The 19,474-nt window shown below is 65.9% G+C and carries 21 protein-coding genes; 10 read left to right on the forward strand and 11 right to left on the reverse strand.

Annotated features, from left to right (window positions below):
* The first annotated feature begins 415 nt into the window (after positions 1-415).
* On the forward strand, positions 416-1,528 hold the full coding sequence (gene pdhA, locus HAPAU_RS12950; RefSeq protein ID WP_066383416.1) for a pyruvate dehydrogenase (acetyl-transferring) E1 component subunit alpha: 1,113 nt from the start codon (positions 416-418) through the stop codon (positions 1,526-1,528).
* 4 nt (positions 1,529-1,532) lie between these two features.
* Here the strand turns inward: pdhA and HAPAU_RS12955 are convergent, their stop codons facing one another.
* The gene (locus HAPAU_RS12955) at positions 1,533-2,030 is read right to left on the reverse strand and encodes a redoxin domain-containing protein (RefSeq protein ID WP_066383418.1); all 498 of its coding nucleotides are present in this window, start codon (positions 2,028-2,030) and stop codon (positions 1,533-1,535) included.
* 94 nt (positions 2,031-2,124) lie between these two features.
* Between HAPAU_RS12955 and HAPAU_RS12960 the strand changes: the two genes are divergently transcribed.
* The gene (locus HAPAU_RS12960) at positions 2,125-3,114 is read left to right on the forward strand and encodes an LLM class flavin-dependent oxidoreductase (protein ID WP_066383420.1); all 990 of its coding nucleotides are present in this window, start codon (positions 2,125-2,127) and stop codon (positions 3,112-3,114) included.
* On the opposite strand, the gene HAPAU_RS12965 is transcribed toward HAPAU_RS12960, so the two are convergent.
* The 4 genes from HAPAU_RS12965 to HAPAU_RS12980 form a co-directional block, all read right to left on the reverse strand.
* Positions 3,111-5,246: an acetate--CoA ligase family protein gene (locus tag HAPAU_RS12965; protein WP_066383423.1), complete on the reverse strand. Its 2,136-nt coding sequence runs from the start codon at positions 5,244-5,246 to the stop codon at positions 3,111-3,113. The genes HAPAU_RS12960 and HAPAU_RS12965 overlap by 4 nt on opposite strands.
* Positions 5,247-5,302: 56 nt before the next feature.
* On the reverse strand, positions 5,303-6,772 hold the full coding sequence (locus tag HAPAU_RS12970; protein WP_066383425.1) for a hypothetical protein: 1,470 nt from the start codon (positions 6,770-6,772) through the stop codon (positions 5,303-5,305).
* 313 nt (positions 6,773-7,085) lie between these two features.
* Positions 7,086-7,610: an Lrp/AsnC family transcriptional regulator gene (locus HAPAU_RS12975; protein WP_066383427.1), complete on the reverse strand. Its 525-nt coding sequence runs from the start codon at positions 7,608-7,610 to the stop codon at positions 7,086-7,088.
* A 72-nt stretch (positions 7,611-7,682) separates the two neighbouring features.
* On the reverse strand, positions 7,683-8,963 hold the full coding sequence (locus HAPAU_RS12980; RefSeq protein WP_066383729.1) for an MFS transporter: 1,281 nt from the start codon (positions 8,961-8,963) through the stop codon (positions 7,683-7,685).
* Between the two features lie 111 nt (positions 8,964-9,074).
* On the opposite strand from HAPAU_RS12980, the gene HAPAU_RS12985 reads away from it, so the two are divergent.
* The 3 genes from HAPAU_RS12985 to HAPAU_RS12995 all read left to right on the forward strand — a co-directional run bounded on the left by HAPAU_RS12985 (position 9,075) and on the right by HAPAU_RS12995 (position 10,353).
* Positions 9,075-9,581 carry an OsmC family protein gene (locus HAPAU_RS12985; protein WP_066383430.1) on the forward strand — a complete coding sequence of 169 codons (507 nt, stop codon included), beginning with the start codon at positions 9,075-9,077 and terminating at the stop codon, positions 9,579-9,581.
* A gap of 185 nt (positions 9,582-9,766) precedes the next feature.
* Positions 9,767-10,033 carry a hypothetical protein gene (locus tag HAPAU_RS12990; protein WP_066383431.1) on the forward strand — a complete coding sequence of 89 codons (267 nt, stop codon included), beginning with the start codon at positions 9,767-9,769 and terminating at the stop codon, positions 10,031-10,033.
* Positions 10,033-10,353 carry a hypothetical protein gene (locus HAPAU_RS12995; RefSeq protein ID WP_245634104.1) on the forward strand — a complete coding sequence of 107 codons (321 nt, stop codon included), beginning with the start codon at positions 10,033-10,035 and terminating at the stop codon, positions 10,351-10,353. The genes HAPAU_RS12990 and HAPAU_RS12995 overlap by 1 nt, the downstream gene beginning before the upstream one ends.
* Before the next feature lie 12 nt (positions 10,354-10,365).
* Here the strand turns inward: HAPAU_RS12995 and HAPAU_RS13000 are convergent, their stop codons facing one another.
* Complete coding sequence (locus tag HAPAU_RS13000) at positions 10,366-11,700, reverse strand: acetyl-CoA carboxylase biotin carboxylase subunit (protein WP_066383432.1); 1,335 nt, start codon at positions 11,698-11,700, stop codon at positions 10,366-10,368.
* Positions 11,701-11,814: 114 nt separating this feature from the next.
* On the opposite strand from HAPAU_RS13000, the gene HAPAU_RS13005 reads away from it, so the two are divergent.
* The gene (locus HAPAU_RS13005) at positions 11,815-12,717 is read left to right on the forward strand and encodes a 5-oxoprolinase subunit B family protein (protein WP_066383434.1); all 903 of its coding nucleotides are present in this window, start codon (positions 11,815-11,817) and stop codon (positions 12,715-12,717) included.
* Positions 12,714-13,685 carry a 5-oxoprolinase subunit C family protein gene (locus HAPAU_RS13010; protein ID WP_066383436.1) on the forward strand — a complete coding sequence of 324 codons (972 nt, stop codon included), beginning with the start codon at positions 12,714-12,716 and terminating at the stop codon, positions 13,683-13,685. Before HAPAU_RS13005 ends, HAPAU_RS13010 begins: the two co-directional genes overlap by 4 nt.
* Positions 13,686-13,690: 5 nt before the next feature.
* On the opposite strand, the gene HAPAU_RS13015 is transcribed toward HAPAU_RS13010, so the two are convergent.
* On the reverse strand, positions 13,691-14,452 hold the full coding sequence (locus HAPAU_RS13015) for a LamB/YcsF family protein (protein ID WP_066383440.1): 762 nt from the start codon (positions 14,450-14,452) through the stop codon (positions 13,691-13,693).
* Between the two features lie 123 nt (positions 14,453-14,575).
* Between HAPAU_RS13015 and HAPAU_RS13020 the strand changes: the two genes are divergently transcribed.
* Entirely contained in the window at positions 14,576-16,078 is a 1,503-nt protein-coding gene (locus HAPAU_RS13020) for an amidase (RefSeq protein WP_066383443.1), read from the forward strand.
* Between the two features lie 32 nt (positions 16,079-16,110).
* Here HAPAU_RS13020 and HAPAU_RS13025 read toward each other — a convergent pair whose 3' ends face one another.
* The 4 genes from HAPAU_RS13025 to HAPAU_RS13040 all read right to left on the reverse strand — a co-directional run bounded on the left by HAPAU_RS13025 (position 16,111) and on the right by HAPAU_RS13040 (position 18,491).
* On the reverse strand, positions 16,111-16,359 hold the full coding sequence (locus HAPAU_RS13025) for an acetyl-CoA carboxylase (protein ID WP_066383444.1): 249 nt from the start codon (positions 16,357-16,359) through the stop codon (positions 16,111-16,113).
* 357 nt (positions 16,360-16,716) lie between these two features.
* The gene (locus tag HAPAU_RS13030) at positions 16,717-17,316 is read right to left on the reverse strand and encodes a class I SAM-dependent methyltransferase (protein WP_066383445.1); all 600 of its coding nucleotides are present in this window, start codon (positions 17,314-17,316) and stop codon (positions 16,717-16,719) included.
* Between the two features lie 77 nt (positions 17,317-17,393).
* Positions 17,394-17,600: a hypothetical protein gene (locus tag HAPAU_RS13035; RefSeq protein ID WP_245634105.1), complete on the reverse strand. Its 207-nt coding sequence runs from the start codon at positions 17,598-17,600 to the stop codon at positions 17,394-17,396.
* A gap of 123 nt (positions 17,601-17,723) precedes the next feature.
* A complete protein-coding gene (locus HAPAU_RS13040; protein WP_066383450.1) occupies positions 17,724-18,491 on the reverse strand; it encodes a creatininase family protein in 768 nt (255 codons plus the stop codon).
* Between the two features lie 98 nt (positions 18,492-18,589).
* On the opposite strand from HAPAU_RS13040, the gene HAPAU_RS13045 reads away from it, so the two are divergent.
* Both HAPAU_RS13045 and HAPAU_RS13050 read left to right on the forward strand, forming a co-directional pair.
* Positions 18,590-18,793 carry a DUF1328 family protein gene (locus HAPAU_RS13045; RefSeq protein ID WP_066383451.1) on the forward strand — a complete coding sequence of 68 codons (204 nt, stop codon included), beginning with the start codon at positions 18,590-18,592 and terminating at the stop codon, positions 18,791-18,793.
* Positions 18,794-18,831: 38 nt separating this feature from the next.
* The gene (locus HAPAU_RS13050; protein ID WP_066383454.1) at positions 18,832-19,458 is read left to right on the forward strand and encodes a pyroglutamyl-peptidase I family protein; all 627 of its coding nucleotides are present in this window, start codon (positions 18,832-18,834) and stop codon (positions 19,456-19,458) included.
* Positions 19,459-19,474 lie beyond the last annotated feature (16 nt).

Genomic DNA, 19,474 nt, shown 5'->3' on the forward strand with positions numbered 1-19,474 from the left:
AGCGGCCAACGGATGGACGGGACACAACCGGTGTCGAACTGGAGACGAAATCAACGGGTCCGAAGGGCCCGATAGGGAGAGCCGACGTCGGACCGACGTGACGCAGTGGTTAGCGAGCGATGCGTGGTTGGCGCGCGATACGGTAATTGGCGGACGATACCTGATTACTGTACGATACGGGACTGTCGTGCGGTGGTGTCGTGTGCGTTCGATGTAGTGTGTTGGCGTTTCGAGATGGTTGGTGGACGATACGGACCGTGCGGGTACCCACCGCGTCTCGAACGGGGCGGCGGGTGTATGTGATAGTATACCACACACCATAATAAAACTTTCTGTCAATTGACTATCTAGCGTTCGGACGAATGCCTACCGGGTGTGCGGCTTTATGTCGCTTCTCTCCGAGGTTCACCCATAGATGACACGACCCCTCTTCGACCGGGCACCGGACGACCGGATCGAGGTGCTCGCACCCGACGGGAGCGTCCGCGCACCCGAACTCGTCCCGGACCTCTCGCCCGAGCAACTGACGGCGATGTATCGGGACATGTGCTTTTCCCGGCGGTTCGACGAGCGCATGATCAGCCTCCAGCGACAGGGACGAATGGGGACCTATTCGTCGCTTTCGGGCCAGGAGGGGTCCCAAATCGGCAGCACCTACGCGCTGGCGGACGGGGACATGATCTCGTATCAGTACCGCGAGCACGGCTCGCTCGCAGCCCGCGGGATGCCCTGGGAGTACTTGCTGTACTGGATGGGTCACGAGGCGGGTAACGCCCGTCTCGCGGACATCGAGGTGTTTCCACTGAACATCACCATCGGCGACCACCTCCCGCACGCGGTGGGCTACGCGTGGGCCGCAAAACTCGCCGGCGACGACCTCGCGACCGTCGCGCACTTCGGGGACGGCGCGACCAGCGAGGGGGACTTCCACGAGGCGCTGAACTTCGCCGGTGTGTTCGACACCCCGTCGGTCTTCGTCTGTAACAACAACCAGTGGGCGATCTCGGTCCCCAGGGAACGACAGACCGCAAGCGAGACGCTGGCGGTCAAGGCGCGCGCCTACGGCTTCGAGGGCGTCCAGGTCAACGGGATGGACCCGCTGGCGATGTACGCCGTGACGAAGGCCGCCCGGGAGAAGGCGCTCGATCCCGAAGGAGACGAGCCCCGTCCGACGCTGATCGAGGCGATCCAGTACCGCTACGGCGCCCACACCACCGCCGACGATCCATCGAACTACCGCGACGACGCGGAGGTCGAGGAGTGGAAGGAGAAGGACCCCATCGACCGGTTCGAGGCGTATCTCCGCGGGGAGGGGGTCATCGACGACGACCGGATCGCGGAACTAGACGAGGGGATCGAGGAGTCGATCACCGACCTCGTCGACCGGGCCGAGGGATACGAGGCCGACCCGAGCGAGATGTTCGAGCACGCGTTCGCGGAGCCGACCCCGCGGCTCGCCGATCAGCGCGAGTACCTCCAGCACTTGCGCGAGGAACACGGCGACGGGGCGTTGCTGGCCGACGAGTGATCAGTCAATCGGCCGCGAGCGTCTCGACGGTCTCGCGGATCTCTTCGACGAGCGCGGGAAAGTCCCGCTCGTCGCCGGTTTCGGCCCATCGGTAGACGATCTCTCCATCGTCGTCAATGACGAAGACCGAGCGCTCGGCGACGAACATCACGTCGTAGAACCCCTCGCGGACGACGTCGTAGGCACGGATCGCTTCGTGCTCGAAGTCGCTCAGTAGGGGGAAAGTAAGGCCTTCCTGGCGGATGAACTCGTTCTGGGCGAACGGGAGGTCGGTGCTGATCCCGTAGACGCTCGAATCGACCGCTTCGAAGGCGTTCAGGGAGTCCCGGAAGGTGCACATCTCCTCGGTACAGCCGCTGGTAAACGCCGCGGGGAAGAACGCGAGGACGACCGGGCCCTCACTCAAGTGCTCCGAGAGGGTGAACTCGCCGACGTCGTTGTAGGCTTCACCGCGGGCGATCGGGACCGTGAAGTCGGGCGCTGACTCGCCTGTGTCGATCATGGTATACGGTCCGCGGGCCGGCTATTAGGAGTGATGGTGGAGGCAGCCCGACGCGTCTCAGAACGCTTAAGCGGCGAGCGAGGGATTCCGTGCCATGAAATTCGGAATCTACGTCAACCCACAGACCGCCGCGAGCGAGACGGGTCGGGAGCTTCGGGAGGGGATGCTTCGGATCGCGAAGACCGCCGAGGAGGCCGGCTTCGATCAGGTGATGGCGGGCCAGCACTACCTCTCGGATTTCACGCAGTTGCAGCTGTTGCCATTCCTCGCGCGCCTCACCGGCGAATGCGAAAACATGGAGATCGCGACGGGGATCATCCTCCTGCCCTTCTACCACCCCGTCGAGATCGCAGAGCAGATCGCGACCATCGACGCGCTCCACGACGGCCCGACGGCGTTTGGCGTCGGTGCGGGCTACCGCGACGCCGAGTTCGAGGCCTTCGGGATCCCGAAGGCCGAACGCGTCCCCCGACTGATCGAGGGTCTGCAACTCACCCGGCGACTGCTGACCGAGGAGGGTGTCACCCATGACGGGGAGTTCTACTCGGTCGATGAGGCCACGATCCCCGTTCAGCCCGAGGATTCCATACCCATTTGGCTCGCCGCGAACGCCGACCGGGCCGTCGAGCGGGCCGCCCGTCTCGCCGACGCGTGGCTTGTCAACCCCCACGCGACGGTCGGAGAGATCGAAGAGCAGAAATCGCGGTGTTACGACCCGGTTCGCGAGGAGCGCGGGGAGGGTTCGGAGGTGCCGGTGATCCGCGAGGCATTCGTCGCGCCGACCCACGAGGAGGCCGTTTCGGTCGCCCGCGAGCATTTGGAGGAGAAGTACCGGCGCTACGTCTCGTGGGGTCAGGACGAGGCGATGGAGGACACCGAGGACCTCCACCGCCCCTTCGAAGAACTCGCCGAGGACCGGTTCGTCCTCGGCACCCCGGCAGAGGTCTGTGCGGAGCTCGAACGCTACGAGGAGGAACTCGACGCGAGCCACGTCGCCGTGCGCTCACACTGGCCCGGCCTCCCCTACGATCGGGCCTGCGAGTCGATCGAACTGATGGGAGAGGAGGTACTTCCGAACCTCTAGGCCCCGGTTCGGACGAGGATGTCGACGACCGAGACGCCCTCACCCTCGGGATGGACGAGCACGGGATTCAAGTCGAGTTCGTCGATTCTCGGTGCCTGTGCGCCGACCGCGAGGTCGCCGACCCGGGCGACGAGGTCGGCCAGCGCGTCGAAATCGCCCGGCGGTCGGCCGCGATACCCGCTCAGAAGGTCGCCCAGCGGCGTGTCCGTGATCGCCGCGCGGACCTCGGCGGGCTCGACCGGGGAAAGTAGCGTCACGCCGGCATCGGGGCCGAACAGCTCGACGAGTTCGCCGCCCGGGGCGACGGTGAGAACCGGCCCGAAACTCTCGTCATGTGAGACGCCCACCAGGACTTCGGTGGTCGAATCGAGATCCGCCTGCTCCTGAACCAGAACCCCCTCGATAGTCGTCTCGCTCCTCTCGTTCTTCATGTACTGCCGGGCGTTCCCCACGACCTCTTCGTACCGCTCGGCCGCGTTTTCGGGGGCGACGCCGACGGCGACCGCACCCGCGTCGCTGCGATGAGGGAGCGCCCGGGCGTCGACCTTCAGGACGACCGGCCCGCCCATCGCTTCCGCGTACTCGGTCGCCTCTTCCGGGGATCCCGCGAGGCGGGTCTCGGCGGGCTCGATACCGCCCGATTCGAGCAATCGCGATCCTTCGTCCCACGTCAGCACTCGCTCGGCGGGAAGCGCCGGTGTCTCGATGTTCGGGAGGTCGGTCAGCGACCGCGCTGGCTTCCTCCCCGCTCGCTCGCCGAAGCCGACCAGCGAGGAAAGCGCGTCGAGACACCGACTGGGGTCGTAGTACAGCGGCGTCTCCCGGCGCACCCGCTCGTAGGGAAGCGGCGAGTCGCCCCTGTCACTTTCCTTGCGTCCGGTCCAGAGGAAGAGCACGGGATCGTCGGCCATTTCTCTGACCCGAAGCATGGCGTCAGCGATCCCCTCGGCGCGCTCGCCGACCGCGGGCAGTCCGACCGCGAAGACGTAGGCATCGAAGGCGTCGTCCGCGAACAGCGTCTCCGCGATCTCGGGGAGGACGTCCGCACCATACCCCCTGATGTCGGCGGGGTTGTGCATCGCGCCGAACGTGAGGAGATCCTCCATGTCGAGGAGCCGTTGCTCGGTCTCGCCGTCCAATGGGGGCAACGAGAGGTCGCGCTCGGCGGCCATGTCGGCCAGTAGGCTCGCGAGCCCGCCGCTGGTCGAGGCGAGACAGACGTTCGCACTCTCGGGCGGGTCGAACGCCGTGTGGACCCGCGATCTACCGAGCAGATCGGGGATGTCGGGGACGCGCTCGACGCCCGCGCGCTCGAAGGCGGCGTCCCACGCGGCGGCGTCGCCGGTCACGGACCCCGTATGCGAGAGCGAGGCCTGTTCGGCGACGGCGGATCGGCCGACCTTCGTCGCGAGGACGGGGGTCCCGTCGCGGACCGCCGTTCCCGCACTCTCGACGAACCGGCGGGGGTCGTCGACCCCCTCGATGTACGCACAGATCGCCTCGACGCGTTCGGAATCGGCCATGAACTCGACGTAGTCCGTAATCGAGAGGGCGGCCTCGTTGCCGGTCGCGACGATGTAGGCGAAGTCGATGTCCTCGTCGGCCGCCCGCTCGTAGAAGGTGGTAAACGCGAGCGCGCCCGACTGGCTCACCAACCCGATGGAGCCTTTTCCGGGCTTTCGCGAACAGGTCGAAGTGACGACCGTCTCGTCGTGGGTGTTCGCCAGCCCGATGGTGTTGGGCCCGCAGATCGCCATCCCGTACTCCTCGGCCAGTTCGCCCAACTCCGCTTCGAGTTTCGCGCCCTCGTCGTCGGCCTCGGCGAACCCGGCGGTGATGACCAGCGCGCTCGGGACGTCCATGCCGCCGGCGTCCTCGACGACCCCGAGGACGTGCTCGCGGGGGACGCTCACGACGACGAGATCGACCGTCGCCGGCACGTCGGTGATCGAGTCGTGACACGGCTGGCCCCACGCCTCCTCGCGGCCCGGATTCACGTAGTAGACCTCGCCGTCGTAGCCGTACGCGTCCAGGTTCTCGATCAGGTTCGAGGCGTACCACGAGTCGGGGCTCGCGCCGACGACCGCGATCGAGTCGGGCGCGAGCAGCGCGTCCATCCGCTCGGCGTTCATACTCGACCGTCCGAACCCGCCCACATAACTCCTCTCCTCGCCCCCACCGGCGCGGGCTACTCTAACCATGTAATGAAGGGCTCGCCGGTCGCCGCCCGCCGGATGTACTCCCGCTGTGTGTCCTCGATCGCGGTCCCGAGATTCGCACCGTCGGCGAGGCGCTCGCGGACCCGCGTGCGCTTCCAGACGCTCGGCGTCGTCCGCTCGGTCCAGCGTCCCTCAACGGGCGCGAGCAGCGCGTCGATCCGGTCGGGGGCGAGCCCACGGGCCCGAAGCCCCTCACGGGCGAGCGTGAACAGGTCGTCGTAGATCCGCCGGGGATCGCCAGTCGGTTCCCCCTCGCGGGTGAGCCACGCCAGTCGGGCGTCGATCCCGTCGTCGACCGCAGCGTAGAAGGCGTCCCGCGCATCGGCCCACGGGAGCGCCGAAAGCGGGTGCTCGCCGTCGACGATCCCGAACAGCAGACCGGCGACGAGCGCCTGAAACCCGACCGTATCGGCGGCCGTCGGCTGGGCGGCCAACGGCCGATACTCGATGCGCAACCCCTCGGGGCCGAAGATCGGGCGGATCCACCGCCAGTAAGTCCCCTGCTTGTGGAGCAGTTCCCAGTACTCGGCCCCGAACCCCTCGCGTCCCTCGAACCACTCGGACAGACACGGGACACAGCGCCGATCCGCGAGCAGTCGGTCGAGGACGTCCCCCGGACCGTCGACGTCGCGCGGGAATCGCACCTTCCCCGGCTCGCGGACGTTCATCGCCTCGAAGACCGGAACCCGGAGTTCGGCCGGCCCATTGAGGACGACGGCGGGATCGGGCTCCGTATAGAGGTCGGCGGGCAGGAAGGGGGCGTTCGTCGCCAGCGCCACCACCGGTCCGGCGGTCCGCAGCGCCGCGTTGTAGTAGCTGGCGAACTCGGCCGTGGGGACCTGCAGGTGGACCTGCATCGAGGTCGCGAGCGACTCGACGAGGATCGTCGGAAACCGTCGAGAACAGCCCGGAACGGTCAGGTCGACCGGGCCGTCGGCGGTGATGTCGGCGTCGAGCGCGTGGTAGCGGGCTTTCGGCGCGATGTTCGGCGAGACCGAATGGCCGTCCTCATCGTGGCGGGCACTCAAGTACGTGTTTGCGCCTTCTGGTGGCGGGATCGTCCACATTCCGTCGGTGACGAACCCCAGACGGGTCTCGGCGAGCGCCCGCCGGAGGCCGAAGAGACGCTCCTCGAGAGCGACGAACTGGGCGTCGATTCCGGCGGCCGTAAACGCCGTCGGCGGGGTGTTCAGCTCCGCGTTGTGCCGGCCGAGTTCGCGCTCGCAGATCGACCCGAAGACCCCGTCGGGGACGGGGGCGAGGCGACCCTCGGCGTCGACGGCGTACCCCTCCAGTTCGAGTCCGAGCGAGAAACCGGGATCAAACGCACCCGAGACGAACGCCTGCCGGAGCGTTGTCGCCTGCGCTTCAACCCGGCGGTCGAACTCGACACCGGTCCCCTCGCGTCGCGTCCGGTCGACGAGCGCCGTCGGTTCCATACCTCCCCTCCGTCCCCCGCGCTCATGAGTATTGGTAACATGGATATTCGAAGGGGCTATCCGCTAGGAGCGAAGACAGGTTAGTTCCACCGGGATCAGGCAGGATCGTACTCGTCGGGCCGCCCGTTTACGGGAGCGATCCCCGAGTACGCCCGACCAGAAGCGGAAGGGACCGGCGTCAGAGGCACTACTTCGTATTCCCCGACCCTTCCTACCCACCGAACGGACCCCAAGAGTATAAGCGTTGTTGATACCGCACAGCTAGTTGCGGATTACACACTAATACGGGAGTAGGGAGATTATTTAGCACTATTTACTCGTCATATATCTCGTTCGACGGGGCCTGTTCAGTTACATCCGAATCCGATTTGAAGTAGTTGAACGGCTGGTTGTACGAGCCGGTGACGATGTCGGACGTATGGATCGTCATTTCCAGGTCGTTGAGCGTCTCGGTGATGGTCCCGAGGTCGCGCGTCCCGGTGGCGACGACCTCGACCACGAGGTTCCGTTCGCCGGTGAGCGTCTCGCGGACGCTCACGACGCCGTTGACCGTTAGGGCCTCCCGTGCCCGTTGGCTTCGTTCGGAGGCCGAAACGGTGCAGACGAACTGGACGTGAAGCGGGAAACCCGCGCGTTCGTAGTCGATCTGAGGCATGTACCCCTCGATGATCCCGGCGTCTTCGAGCTGTCCGATCCGGTTGCGGACGGTGCTCGGCGAGACGCCGACGGCCGCGCTGATCTCGTCGTGGGTCGTGGTGCGCGCGTTCTCCTGGAGCATGTACAAGATTCCGCGGTCGACCTCGTCGAGGAGGAGCCGTTCGTCCGTCTCCCTGACCATACCTGTCGATGGGGACGAATGGTCAAGGCTGTTTGGTGGCCGTCCGGTTGGCCGGTCTACGGTCGCACGGATCTACGCAGGCGTCGGCTTTCGGGCCAGCAGCCACAGCGAACACAGGAAGGCGATCGCAACCGCGCCGGCGATGATGGCGAAGGCGACCCGGTAGCCGAACTCGGTGTAGACGACCGTTCCGCCGACGACGTCGCCCGTTCTGTAGGCGTCGAGCGCCACGCCCATCGCCGTCGGAAAGACCGTCGCTCCGACGAACCCTGCGGTGTTGACGGTCGCGGTGGCGACGCCGCTGGCCTCGGGCGGGTACCGCTCCTTGACGACCGAGAGGGCGAGCACCGCCGACCCGACGAGAAAGCCACAGAGAAGGTAGACGCCAGCGACGACGGAAAGCGGCGGTCGTCCGACGATCGGAACGACCCCGAGCGCGAGTGCGAACAGCGCGAGGCCGACACTCATGGGCAGGAGTCGGCGTTCGATCCGATCCGAAAGCCAGCCGATCGCCGGCGGCCCGACCAGCAGGCCGACCGACCCCAGCAGGGTGTAGTACGAGGCGGTCGTCACGTCGAGACCGTAGACGACCACGAGGTACGGCACGCCCCACAGCCCGATGAGCGTCAGGATCGTCCCCATGCCCGAAAAGAAGACGATCGAGAGGAGCCACTGGTCGAGGTCGGTCGCGAGCGCACGCAGGTAGGCGGCGGTCCCCGAGAGCGATACCGAGGGCTGTTCGGGCACGCCCTCGATCGGGTCGAGACCGGCGTCGGCGGGCGAACTCCGCGCGAGAACGTAGACCGCGATAGCGGCGAGCAGGCCGACGGCCGCGAGCCCCAACACTGTCCGTCGCCAGCCGATCCTCGCGGCCGCGAGCGCGAGCGGCGTCGTCGCCAGTATCGCCCCGAGGCCGGCGACGCCGGCGGTCAGCCCCGTCATCGTCCCGAACTCGTCGGTCCGGAACCAGTTCGCACAGAACCGGAGGATCGAGACGAAGATCACGCCGCTTCCCAGCCCGACGAGTCCCCGCGAGAGCAGCGCCACGAGGTAGCCGTCGCTCAGCGCGAACCCGACCGCGCCGACGCTCAGGACGGCCGCGCCGGCCGACCCGACGTGGCGGGGGCCGACCCGGTCGGCGAGCACTCCGGTCGGGATCTGGACGAGGGCGTAGACGAGGAAAAACGAGGCGTGCAGCGTCCCGAGTTGGGCGGCCGTCAGGGAGAAATCGGCGCTCAGGCGTCCCGAGAGGACCGCCGTCGAGAGCCGGTGGAGGTTTACCAGCAGGAAGACCGTCGCGAGCGCTCCCCACGCGAGCCACCGGCGTTTCGTGGGGTCCGAGAGGGGAGTCACGTCCGACACTCCCCCGGACCGCTCCTAAGCGTTGTGAAGGGGGTGACGAACGCCGGTTTCGAGCGCGCCGTCGCCAGCGACTAAGTAGTATCGCGACATAGACGAAAAAGCATGGCAGACAGTACCTTACAGGAGGAGCAGGCACCGCTGAAGGAGGAGTACACCGAAAACCCCGAGGCCGCGAAGATCACGCTTTCGGCGACCGGCAGCGAGCAGGCGGACGTCCGCTCGTGTGACGTCGACATCGGGCGGGCGGTCTACGAGGCCGAACTCCATGAGGGCGCGGCGGGACCGGGGACCGGTGCGTGCTCGGGAGACCTGCTTCTGGGGGCGCTCGCGGCCTGTTCCCAACTCACCGCGCAGGCGGTCGCCGACGCGTTCGGCCTCGACGTCTCGATCGAAACCGAGGTCAGCGGCGATCTGGACCTGCGGGGCACGATGGGGATCGACGAGGACGTGCCGGTAGGGTTCGAGGAGATCCGCCTCGATATCGCCGTCGACGGGGACGTAGAGGCCGAAACGGCCGCCTCGCTCCAGCGGGCGACCGAGAAGTACTGCGTGGTGTATCAGACGCTCGCGAACGCGCCGGCGATGGAGACGAACTGGCGCTTCGAGTGAGCGGGACGAACCGCCCTCGGTGGCGTGCGAGAAGTTTCCACCCGGTATCCGGTTAGGACAACTGGCCGGGTCGTACATACAGCTATTTGATACCCCATAACGAAGGATCAACGAACCGTATCGAACGGTCGGTATCCTATGGACAAACTCACCGATCTCCTCTCGACAGACGGCTCCTACCGGTGGTGTCGGTGGCCATCGCCGTCGCCGTCCCGGTCTTTCTCGGGCTGCTCTACTACTCGGTTCTTCCGATCGATCCCGCGAACCGCTTCGTGCTCTGGCGTGCCGGTTTCGAAGCCGTGTATCGCGATTCGGGGCTGCTCGGACAGGGGATCGTCGGGACGCGGGAGGCGATCGCGCCGTATCTCCCCGATGGCGCCGGCGGCTACACCTCGCACAACTCCTATTTCTCGATCTCCATCCGCACCGGTCTAGTGGGCGGGCTCGCCTAATGCGTGCTCGTGCTCGGCCCGCTCGTCCACGGGGCGGTGGGCTACGAGCGCGTGAACGCCGGAATGCTCGCGCTCGCGGTCGCTTTGCCGTCCACCAGCTGTTCGAAGGCTACACGCTCTTCCAGTTCGGGCCAGGCTCCGTCCTCGGGGCGCTCGCGGTCGGCTACACCATTTCGAGCCTCGCACCCAGGACACGAAGCGAGGCCGATAGTGCCGCGACTGCAGGCGATTCCGGGAGCGATTCGACCGCACGGACCGACGCCTTCGGCTACGGCCGGGAGGTGCGATATCGGACCGAACGCCACGACGAGCGGTCGTAGCCGGCCGACGGGTCAGAACAGTCCGTCGACGTACGTCGTCGTGTGGTCGTTCGCGCGAACGACCTCGTCGGCGAGCATCTCGCGGTGGAACGGGATCGTCGTCGGAACCCCCTCGATTTCGGCCTCGCGCAGAACGCGTTGTCCCCGCCGGATCGCCTTCTCGCGATCCGCGCCGGTGGCGACGAACTTCGCGATCATCGAGTCGTAGTACGGGCTGATGGCGTCGCCCTGATCCACGCCGTCGTCGACGCGGACGCCGAAGCCACGCGGCGGGCGGTACGTCTCCAAGGTTCCGGGCATCGGCGCGAACGACTCCGCTGGGTTCTCGGCGTTGATACGGAACTCGATGGCCACACCCCGAGGATCGATGTCGTCCTGCGTGTAGGGCAGTTTCTCGCCGGCGGCGACCCGCAGTTGACAGCCGACCAGGTCGATCCCCGTGACGGCCTCGGTGATGGTGTGTTCGACCTGGATCCGGGCGTTGACTTCGAGGAAGTAGAAGTCGCCGTCTTGATAGAGGAACTCGACGGTACCGGCGTTGACGTAGTCGTTCTCGGCGATACCGCGGCGGGCGGCCTCACAGATCGCCGTTCGCTCCTCGTCGCTCAACCCGGGCGCGGGCGTCTCCTCCATGAGCTTCTGCTGGCGGCGCTGGAGGGTGCAGTCGCGCTCGCCGAGGTGGATCGCGTTGCCGTGGGTGTCGGCGAGCACCTGCACCTCGATGTGGCGTGCGTCGTCGAGATACCGCTCGACGTAGACGTTCGGGTTGTCGAAGTACTCCTTGCCCTCGCGACGGGCCTCCTCGAAGGCCGCGTCGATTTCGTCAGGACTGCGAACGACCTTCAATCCCCGCCCGCCGCCCCCGCCCTCGGCCTTGATCGCGACCGGATAGCCGTGTTCCTCGCCGAACGCTCGCACTTCCTCGGCGTCGGGGACCGGGTCGGTCGTCCCGGGGACGATCGGCACGTCGGCCCGCGCCATGAGCGTACGCGCGCGGGTCTTCTCGCCGAAGTCGGCCATCACGTCGCTGGGCGGGCCGATCCAGGCGAACTCGCTGTCCTCGACGGCGGCGGCGAAGGCGGCGTTCTCGGCGAGGAAGCCGTAGCCGGGGTGGATCGCGTCGACGTCCGCCTCCTGGGCGGCCGCGAGGATCGCCTCCCGGTCGAGGTAGCTCTCGCGGGCGACCGAAGCGCCGATGTGGTGGGCTTCGGCCGCGAGCCGGACGTGTTTCGCCGTTTCGTCGGTGTCGCTGTAGACGGCGACCGGCGTCACGCCGGCGTCGTAACACGCCTGAATCACCCGCACGGCGATCTCTCCCCGGTTCGCGATCAGCACCCGGTCGAACATACCGCCCCGTAGGCGGACCGGCGATATAAGCGCGCAGTTGTGGTCCGGCGATATGCCGGAAACCCGGACGGTCGAGGAGAGTATATAGCCCCGCCGCCGAAACCGGTTCGGTGTATGCCAGCAGAAACCATTGGGCGGACGGAGCTCACCGACGTCCGCTACGAACACGGCGGCGACGACCACGTGTTCGTCGAGTTGGCCGAAGAGATGAGTTTCGACGCCAACTTCAGGGCGATGGCGATCACCCAGCAGATCCGCGAGCGCAATCTCGACGGCATCAACGAGATCTGTCCGGCGAACGCCTCGTATCTGATCCAGTTCGATCCCGAAACCCTCCATCCCGACGCACTGATCGAGGAGCTACGGGAACTAGAAGAATCGGTCGAACTGACCGACTACCGCTGGGACACCCGCGTGATCGAGATCCCCGTCCTCTACGAGGACCCGTGGACCGAGGAGGCGCTGATGGACTTCCGGGAACGCCATCAAGATCCCGATTCGACCGACCTCGAGTACTCCGCGCGGATCAACGGCTACGAGAGCGTCGAGGCGTTCATCGAGGCCCATTCGGGCCAGCCACACATGGTGACGATGATGGGGTTCGTCCCGGGGCTCCCTTTCGCGTTCCAGATGGTGCCCCGCGACCGGCAGATCGAGGTGCCCAAATACGTCGCCCCGCGGACCCATACCCCGAGCCGGGCGATCGGCTATGGTGGGGCGTTTACGGCGATCTACCCTGTCCCGGGGGCCGGCGGCTATCAGCTGTTCGGGCGCACCCCCGTGGAAGTGCTCGACGTCGAGCAGGAACTGCCGGGCTTCGAGGAGTCGCTGGTCTTTCTCGATCCGGGCGACATCATCAAATTCCGTCAAATCGACCGCGAGGAGTACGACGCCATCAGGGAGCGCGTCGAGGCGGGGACCTACGAGTACACGTACGAGCAAACGGAGTTCGTCCCGGGCGAGTTCTTCGAGCGACCCTACGAGTACAACCGCGAGCTCGTGGAGGCCCTCGAATGAGCATCGAGATCCGCGATGGCGGCCTCTCGACCACGGTCCAGGACACCGGACGCTTTGGCCAGTACCACATCGGGATGCCGCCCTCCGGCGCGATGGACGGGTTCGCGCACGACGTGGCGAACGCCCTCGTCGGCAACCCCGAGGGAGCGGCGACCCTCGAATGCACCTATCAGGGGCCGACGGTCGAGTTCCGAGACAGTCGGGTGATCGCGGTCACCGGGCCGGACATGTCCCCGGAGCTCAACGGGGAGCCGATCCCCCTGTGGGAGGCGGTCGCCGTCGAGGCGGGCGACGAACTGGCATTCGGGTTCGCGACCGAAGGCACACGGACCTATCTCGCCGTCTCTGGCGGGGTCGACGTCCCCGAGATCATGGGGAGTCGCTCGACCTACACCTTGATCGGGCTGGGCGGCCACGAGGGCCGGGCGCTCGAAGCGGGCGATTCGCTCGCACTCGGGGAGAGCGGGGACCGGAGCGGCCGGGCCGGGAGCGCCGTCGAGGGGAGTCATCGACCGAGTTATGGCGAGGACGACCCGATCCGGATCGTGATGGGGCTGTGTGACTACCGGCTCACCGAGGAGTGCAAGAGCGCGTTTCTAGACGCCGAGTGGAAAGTCGGCGCGGAGGCCGACCGCGTCGGCTACCGGCTCACCGACGGAATCGATATCGAGTTCGTCGAGCGCGAACAGCCCTTCGGCGCCGGACCGGACCCCTCGAACGTCGTCGACCTGGGCTACCCCGTCGGCTCGATCCAAGTCCCCGACGAGCCGATCGTGGTCATGCGCGATGCGGTGACCGGCGGGGGCTACGCGACGGTCGCCACGGTCATCAGCCCCGACCGGGACCGCCTCGCCCAGCGCCCGACCCACGGCACCGTCTCGTTCGAGTCCGTAACGGTCGAGGAGGCACTGGCGGCGAGGGAGGAACGAAGCGAGCGGTTGGCGACGATTCGAAAGGCCTTGGAGTAGGCGACTCAGACAATCTCCGAGAGGGGAGCGAGTTCGATGTCGTGGGCCGCGATCCGCTCGTGGATCGCTTCGAGGATCTCGACGGAGTTGGGCGTATCGCCGTGAATACAGATGCTTTCGGCGGGCACGTCGATAATCTTGCCGTCTGCGGCTTCGACCTCGCCATCGAGGGCGATGCTCACGAAGCGATCCGCGACGAGTTCGGGGTCGAGCGACTCCTTCTTCCGTTCGACGATGAGGCTGCGATCCGCACGATAGGTGAGGTCGACGTAGCCCTCGAAGACCGCCCGCAGTGAGTCGAACTCCCGGGCGACCTCGTAGATGTTCGTATCCGTCGCGAGATAGACGATTTCGGGATCGACCTCGAGGATCCCCTCCATGACTGCGCGGGCGTGGTCGGGACTTTCTGAGAGCATCGAGTACATCGCGCCGTGGGGTTTGACGTGCTGGATGGTCGCGCCGTTGGCCCGCGCGAAGGCGTCGAGTGCGCCCAGCTGGTAGACGACGTAGTCGGTCATCTCCTCGGGCGTGAGGTCCATCTTCCGCCGGCCGAAACCCATCTTGTCGGGGAGGCCGGGGTGGATGCCGATCCCTACGTCGTGTTCGCGGGCGAGGGCGACGGTCCGGTCCATCACGTGGGGGTCCCCGGCGTGGTAGCCGCCCGCGACGTTCGCCGAGGTGATGTAGGACATCACCTCCTCGTCGCGTCCCATCTCCCAGTTCCCGAAGCTCTCACCCATGTCACAGTTGATATCGACCCGCACCATGTGGAGGGTTGACGGGCGGGTGCACTATAGCTTTCGTCCGCAGCAATCGAAGAGAGGGTCTATCTGCTGGTTTCCGCACAATACGCTTAATCGGACCGCCGAGGACTAGGGGTACGAGAATCGATGACAGGGAAATTCGAGATCACCGAAGCGACGATAGAAGAGGTTCACGACGCCTACGAGTTGGGGACGCTCACGTGTCGCGAACTCGTCGAGCAGTACGTCGAACGGATCGAGGCGTACGACCGAAACGGCCCGGAGCTCAACGCGATCGTCACGGTGAACCCACACGCGACCGAACGGGCCGAGGAACTCGACGCCGCCTTCGAGTCGGAGGAGCTCGTCGGCCCGCTCCACGGGATCCCGATGGCGATCAAGGATCAGGTCGAGACGGCCGAGGTACGCACGACCTTCGGCTCCGAGGCGTTCTCCGAGTATCAGCCGAGTGCCGACGCAACGCTGGTCGAGAAGCTACGAGAAGCGGGAGCGGTCGTCCTCGCGAAGACGAACCTCCCGGACTGGGCGACCTCGTGGTTCGGCTACTCGTCAGTGCTGGGCCGGACCAAAAACCCCTACGCGCTGGAGCGCGACCCCGGCGGGTCGAGCAGCGGAACCGGCGCTGCCGTCGCCGCGAACCTCGCGACCGTCGGCATCGGCGAGGATACGGGTGGATCGATCCGTCTTCCTGCAGCGTACACCAACCTCTTCGGGATCCGCGTCACTCCCGGCCTCCTCAGCCGGACGGGGATGTCGCCGCTCGTCGTCTCGCAGGACACTCCGGGGCCGATGACGCGGACGGTCGCGGACCTCGCGACCGTGCTCGACGTTGCTGTCGGCTACGACCCGGCCGACGAGTACACCGCCGTCACCGAGTTCGTCGAGGGGGTCTCCTACACCGACGCGCTCGATGCTAGTTCTTTAGAGGGCGCGCGGATCGGCGTCCTACGAGGCGCGTTCGGCGATTCCGACGACCCCGACAGCGGCCCCGTCACCCGACTCGTCGACGAGGCCATCGGGACGATGGCGGAGGCCGGAGCCGCGATCATCGATCCCGTCGAGATCCCCTCGCTTGACGAACACATAGAGCGGACCTCGTTGTATATCGTCCAGTCGAAACGCGATCTCAACCAGTTCTTCGCCGCTCGCGAGGACGCCCCGGTCGACTCGGTCGAAGAACTGTACGAGTCGGGTCAGTACCACGAGATCCTCGATCTCCTGATCGGGATCGCCGAAGACGGTCCCGAAGACCCCGAGAGCGACCCCGAGTACTGGGAGCGGGTCGCCGCCCAAATGTCGTTCCAGCGCGCGGTGCTTACCGTCTACGCCGACCACGACCTCGACGTACTGCTGTGTCCCGACGTGCAGGTCGTCCCGCCGACGGCGGCCTCCATCGAGGCGGGCGAACTCGACACGCTGACGTTCCCGACGAACACCGTCATCGCCTCCCAGTCGGGCTGTTGTGCCGTCTCCATGCCGGCCGGCCTCACCGACGAGGGCCTCCCCGTGGGCGTCGAACTCATCGGTAAGCCCTACGACGAATCGGCGCTGGTTGGGCTCGCGTACGCCTACGAGCAGAAAGCGACTCCCCGTCGACCGCCCGAAACCGCACCGGCGCTCGAAGACTGAGTGCGTAGAGGTCGATAACTGGGTTCGAAACCCTACTCGACCTCGATGACGGCGAGGTCGTCGCCGGCTTTGATCTCGGCTTCGTTCTCGACGAGAAACTCGCGGACGGTCCCCGAGACGTCCGTCGTGACGTCGTTGAAGTTCTTCATCACGCCGATGAGCGCGATCGTCTCGCCTGCCTCGACCCTATCACCGGGTTCGGCGAAGGGTGGGTCGTCGGGATCGGAGCGGCGGTAGAACACGCCCGGCATCGGCGCTTGGATCGTTGTCGTCTCGGTCATTGCGACGACGAGGACTGCCCAGGAAGTATAGCTTTCTCTTCGTATCGGCTCGGGAACCGTTCGGCGGACGTCTCCTCGATGGTTCGCTTCCGAATTCGGACCGGTCGGCGAGTCAGTCGATCGCGTACTCGGGCGGGTGTCCCGAACGCTGGCAGTTCAGACACGGCCGGAAACGGAGGGGTTCGCCACAGGAGCGGCAGTGGCCTTCTGGATGGGTCGTCATGGTACTGTTCACCCGTCCATAGGGACTCTATTTATTTAATAATTTGTAATATTAAATTATTTAATACATTGTGCTATCCCTTCTAGTGCGACGAGCGATAGACGGGATCCAAGAGCCGTCCGTAGAGAAGCGATTTACGTGGCTCGAAAGGCCCGGAAGGTGTCCCGTTTCAGGGTCTCCGATTCGATCTCGCGGAATCCGAGATCGGTAAACACCGTCTCCCAGTCCCGATAGTACAGCGGGAACTCGTCGTTGACGTAGTTCACTGCCTCCTCGCCGTTTCCCTCGTTCTCGACCGTAACGAGGAGTGTGTTCGTGACGCGGGCCAGTTCCTCGAACACCCAGGCGTTGTCCGGGTGGATGTGCTGGAGGGTTTCGACCGAGTAGACGGCGTCGAACCGGTCATCCTCGAACTCAGGGAGGGTGTTCTCGATGGTATCGATGTGGAAGGTTCCGTGGCTGGCCAACTCGGGGTAGGCCTCCTCCATCACGTCGATGGCCTCGTCGTTGATCTCGATCCCGGAGAGGTCCCTGTAGCCGTGGTCGTACAGATGCGCGAGATGGCGACCCGAACTACAACCGAGTTCGAGGACCGCCCGCTGCGGTCCGGAACGCGAATCGAGCGTGCGATGGATCCGCTCGCTCGTCCCGTTCGGGCCGTAGTAGGCGTAGTACTCCGGGGAGTACTCCCCCGATCGTTCCGCCCACTGGCGTTGGACCTCGTCTGCGTTCACACGTCCGCTACGGGATGACCACCTAAAGCCACGGCGACTTCGGCCGTCCGTCGGCGCGCTCGGGCAGAAGGCGTCGATTACCCGAGGATTGCCTCGTCGAGGACGACGTGGGACCACCGCGCCGCCTCGGGACCCAGATCCGTGACGACGGCGAGGACCTCGCCGTCCCGGGAGACGGTCCCCGTATACGACATCAGGTCGTCGTTGATCCGCACCCGAAACGCGTCCCCGTCGTGGGTGAACTCCCGCGAGTGTGTGTAACAGTTCGATGCGTCCTCGTTCACGCTCACATCAATTATTAGTATAGTTTGAAAATATGTAAATTTTGTTATCATTTGTGATCGATAGGACGCTACGAGGCGAGTTCGGGTGACGGTCCAGCGCGGGAGCCGCTGGGTACGGGCGTGTCAGACGTGTGGTTTCGCGACGAGGTCCTCGAAGGGCTGTTCGTTGAGCCACAGACAGAGTTCACGGAGCTGGTCGGCCGCAGCCTCGAACAGCCGTTCGCCCTTTTCGGCGGTCGCATCCGTCTGGTCGCCGAACACCCCATTGGGGGAGTTGTCGATGCAGTCGTAGAAGACGCGCGCACCGTTCCGATGTGAGTCGTCGGTCGGGAAGGTCACCCCACCCTCGTGGGCCTCCTCCAGTCGGTCCTCGCGGACCAGATCGCCCGCCAGGTGTTGGATCATCGCGGTCTCTTTGGGGCCGCCGTGGGGGCCGTTCTGCTCGAAGAGGTCCGAAACGAGGGTCGGAATGCTCTCGTCCCACATCCACTCGATCGCGAAGGCCTCCCCGCGGTCGTGAAGCCGCCGTCCGACCTCCCGGAGGTGGGCGACGTTACCACCATGAGCGTTGACGAAGACCACCCGGTCGATCCCGTGATAGGTGAGGTTCGAGACGAGGCTCTCCATGTAATCGCGGAAGACGGGCGCGTCGACCCACATCGTCCCGTGGAACTGGCGGTGGTGCGGGCTGACGCCGATGGTGATCGTAGGCGTACAGAGGAATCCCGAACTGGTGGCCGCGGCCCGAGCGAGCGACTCGGCGATGATGTGGTCGGTCCCTTCGGGGAGGTGGGGACCGTGCTGTTCGGTGCTGCCGACGGGGACGAGCGCGAGCGACTCCGTCTCGAAATACGATCCGAGATCGGGCCACGTCTGGGCGGCGAGTTCCATACACTCCGTTTCGGTGAGAGTGCCTTGAACGTACTCACTCGGCGTTCACGGGGTGATCCGCCACCACCGATATAAGGCCCGGAGGAATACGGAGGGGCATGGTCCAACTCAATACCGTGATGGACGCCCTGGTACCGCTGCAGTTCTCGGGGGAGTTCCTCCAGTACGCGATCGTGTTCTTCGTCCTCGCGATCATCGCCGCCGCGGTCGGCGCACGCGGCGTCGCGGGGATCTCGATGGAGATCGCGCGCATCTTCATCATCGTCTTTATCATCCTCGCGATCGTCTCGCTGCTGCTCTGATCGCAAGCACCATCACTGCCTGCTCCGTCGCGGGGAGCATGACGGTGCTTCTCACCGGCTACGAGCCCTTCGGCGAGCACGAGACCAACCCCAGCGAGCGCCTCGCGGCCCGTTTCGACGGACGAACGATCGATGGAGAGGCCGTAATCGGCCGCGTCCTGCCCGTCGAGTTCGATCGCATCGAAGGCGAACTCCTCGGAATGATCGACGAGGTGCGTCCTGATCGAGCGCTCTCGATGGGGCTCGCCGCCGGCCGGAGCGCGATCAGTATCGAACGCGTCGCGATCAACGTCGCCGATGCGGGCGAGACACCCGACAACGACGGGACACGCCCGCACGACGAGCGGATCGATCCCGACGGCCCCGACGCGTATTTCGCGACCGTTCCGGTCGTCGACTGCGTCGAGACCCTCCTCAACGCCGGGATCCCCGCACGGGTGTCCAACACCGCCGGTACGCACTGTTGTAATCGCGCCCTCTACGCCGCTCGCCATCACACCGACCTCCCGTCGGGGTTCGTCCACCTCCCACGGACCCCCGAGCAGGCGGCGAGAAACGGAATAGAAGGCGCGGCGACGAGCGGCGGGGTGGTCCCCCCGAGTATGGATCTCGACCGGCAGGAACGGGCGATCGAACTGCTGATTGCTCGTATCGGTGTCTCGTAGCGGGGAGCGTCTCGAA

It is taken from the genome of Halalkalicoccus paucihalophilus, assembly GCF_001593955.1.
In the GTDB taxonomy this organism is placed as follows: domain Archaea; phylum Halobacteriota; class Halobacteria; order Halobacteriales; family Halalkalicoccaceae; genus Halalkalicoccus; species Halalkalicoccus paucihalophilus.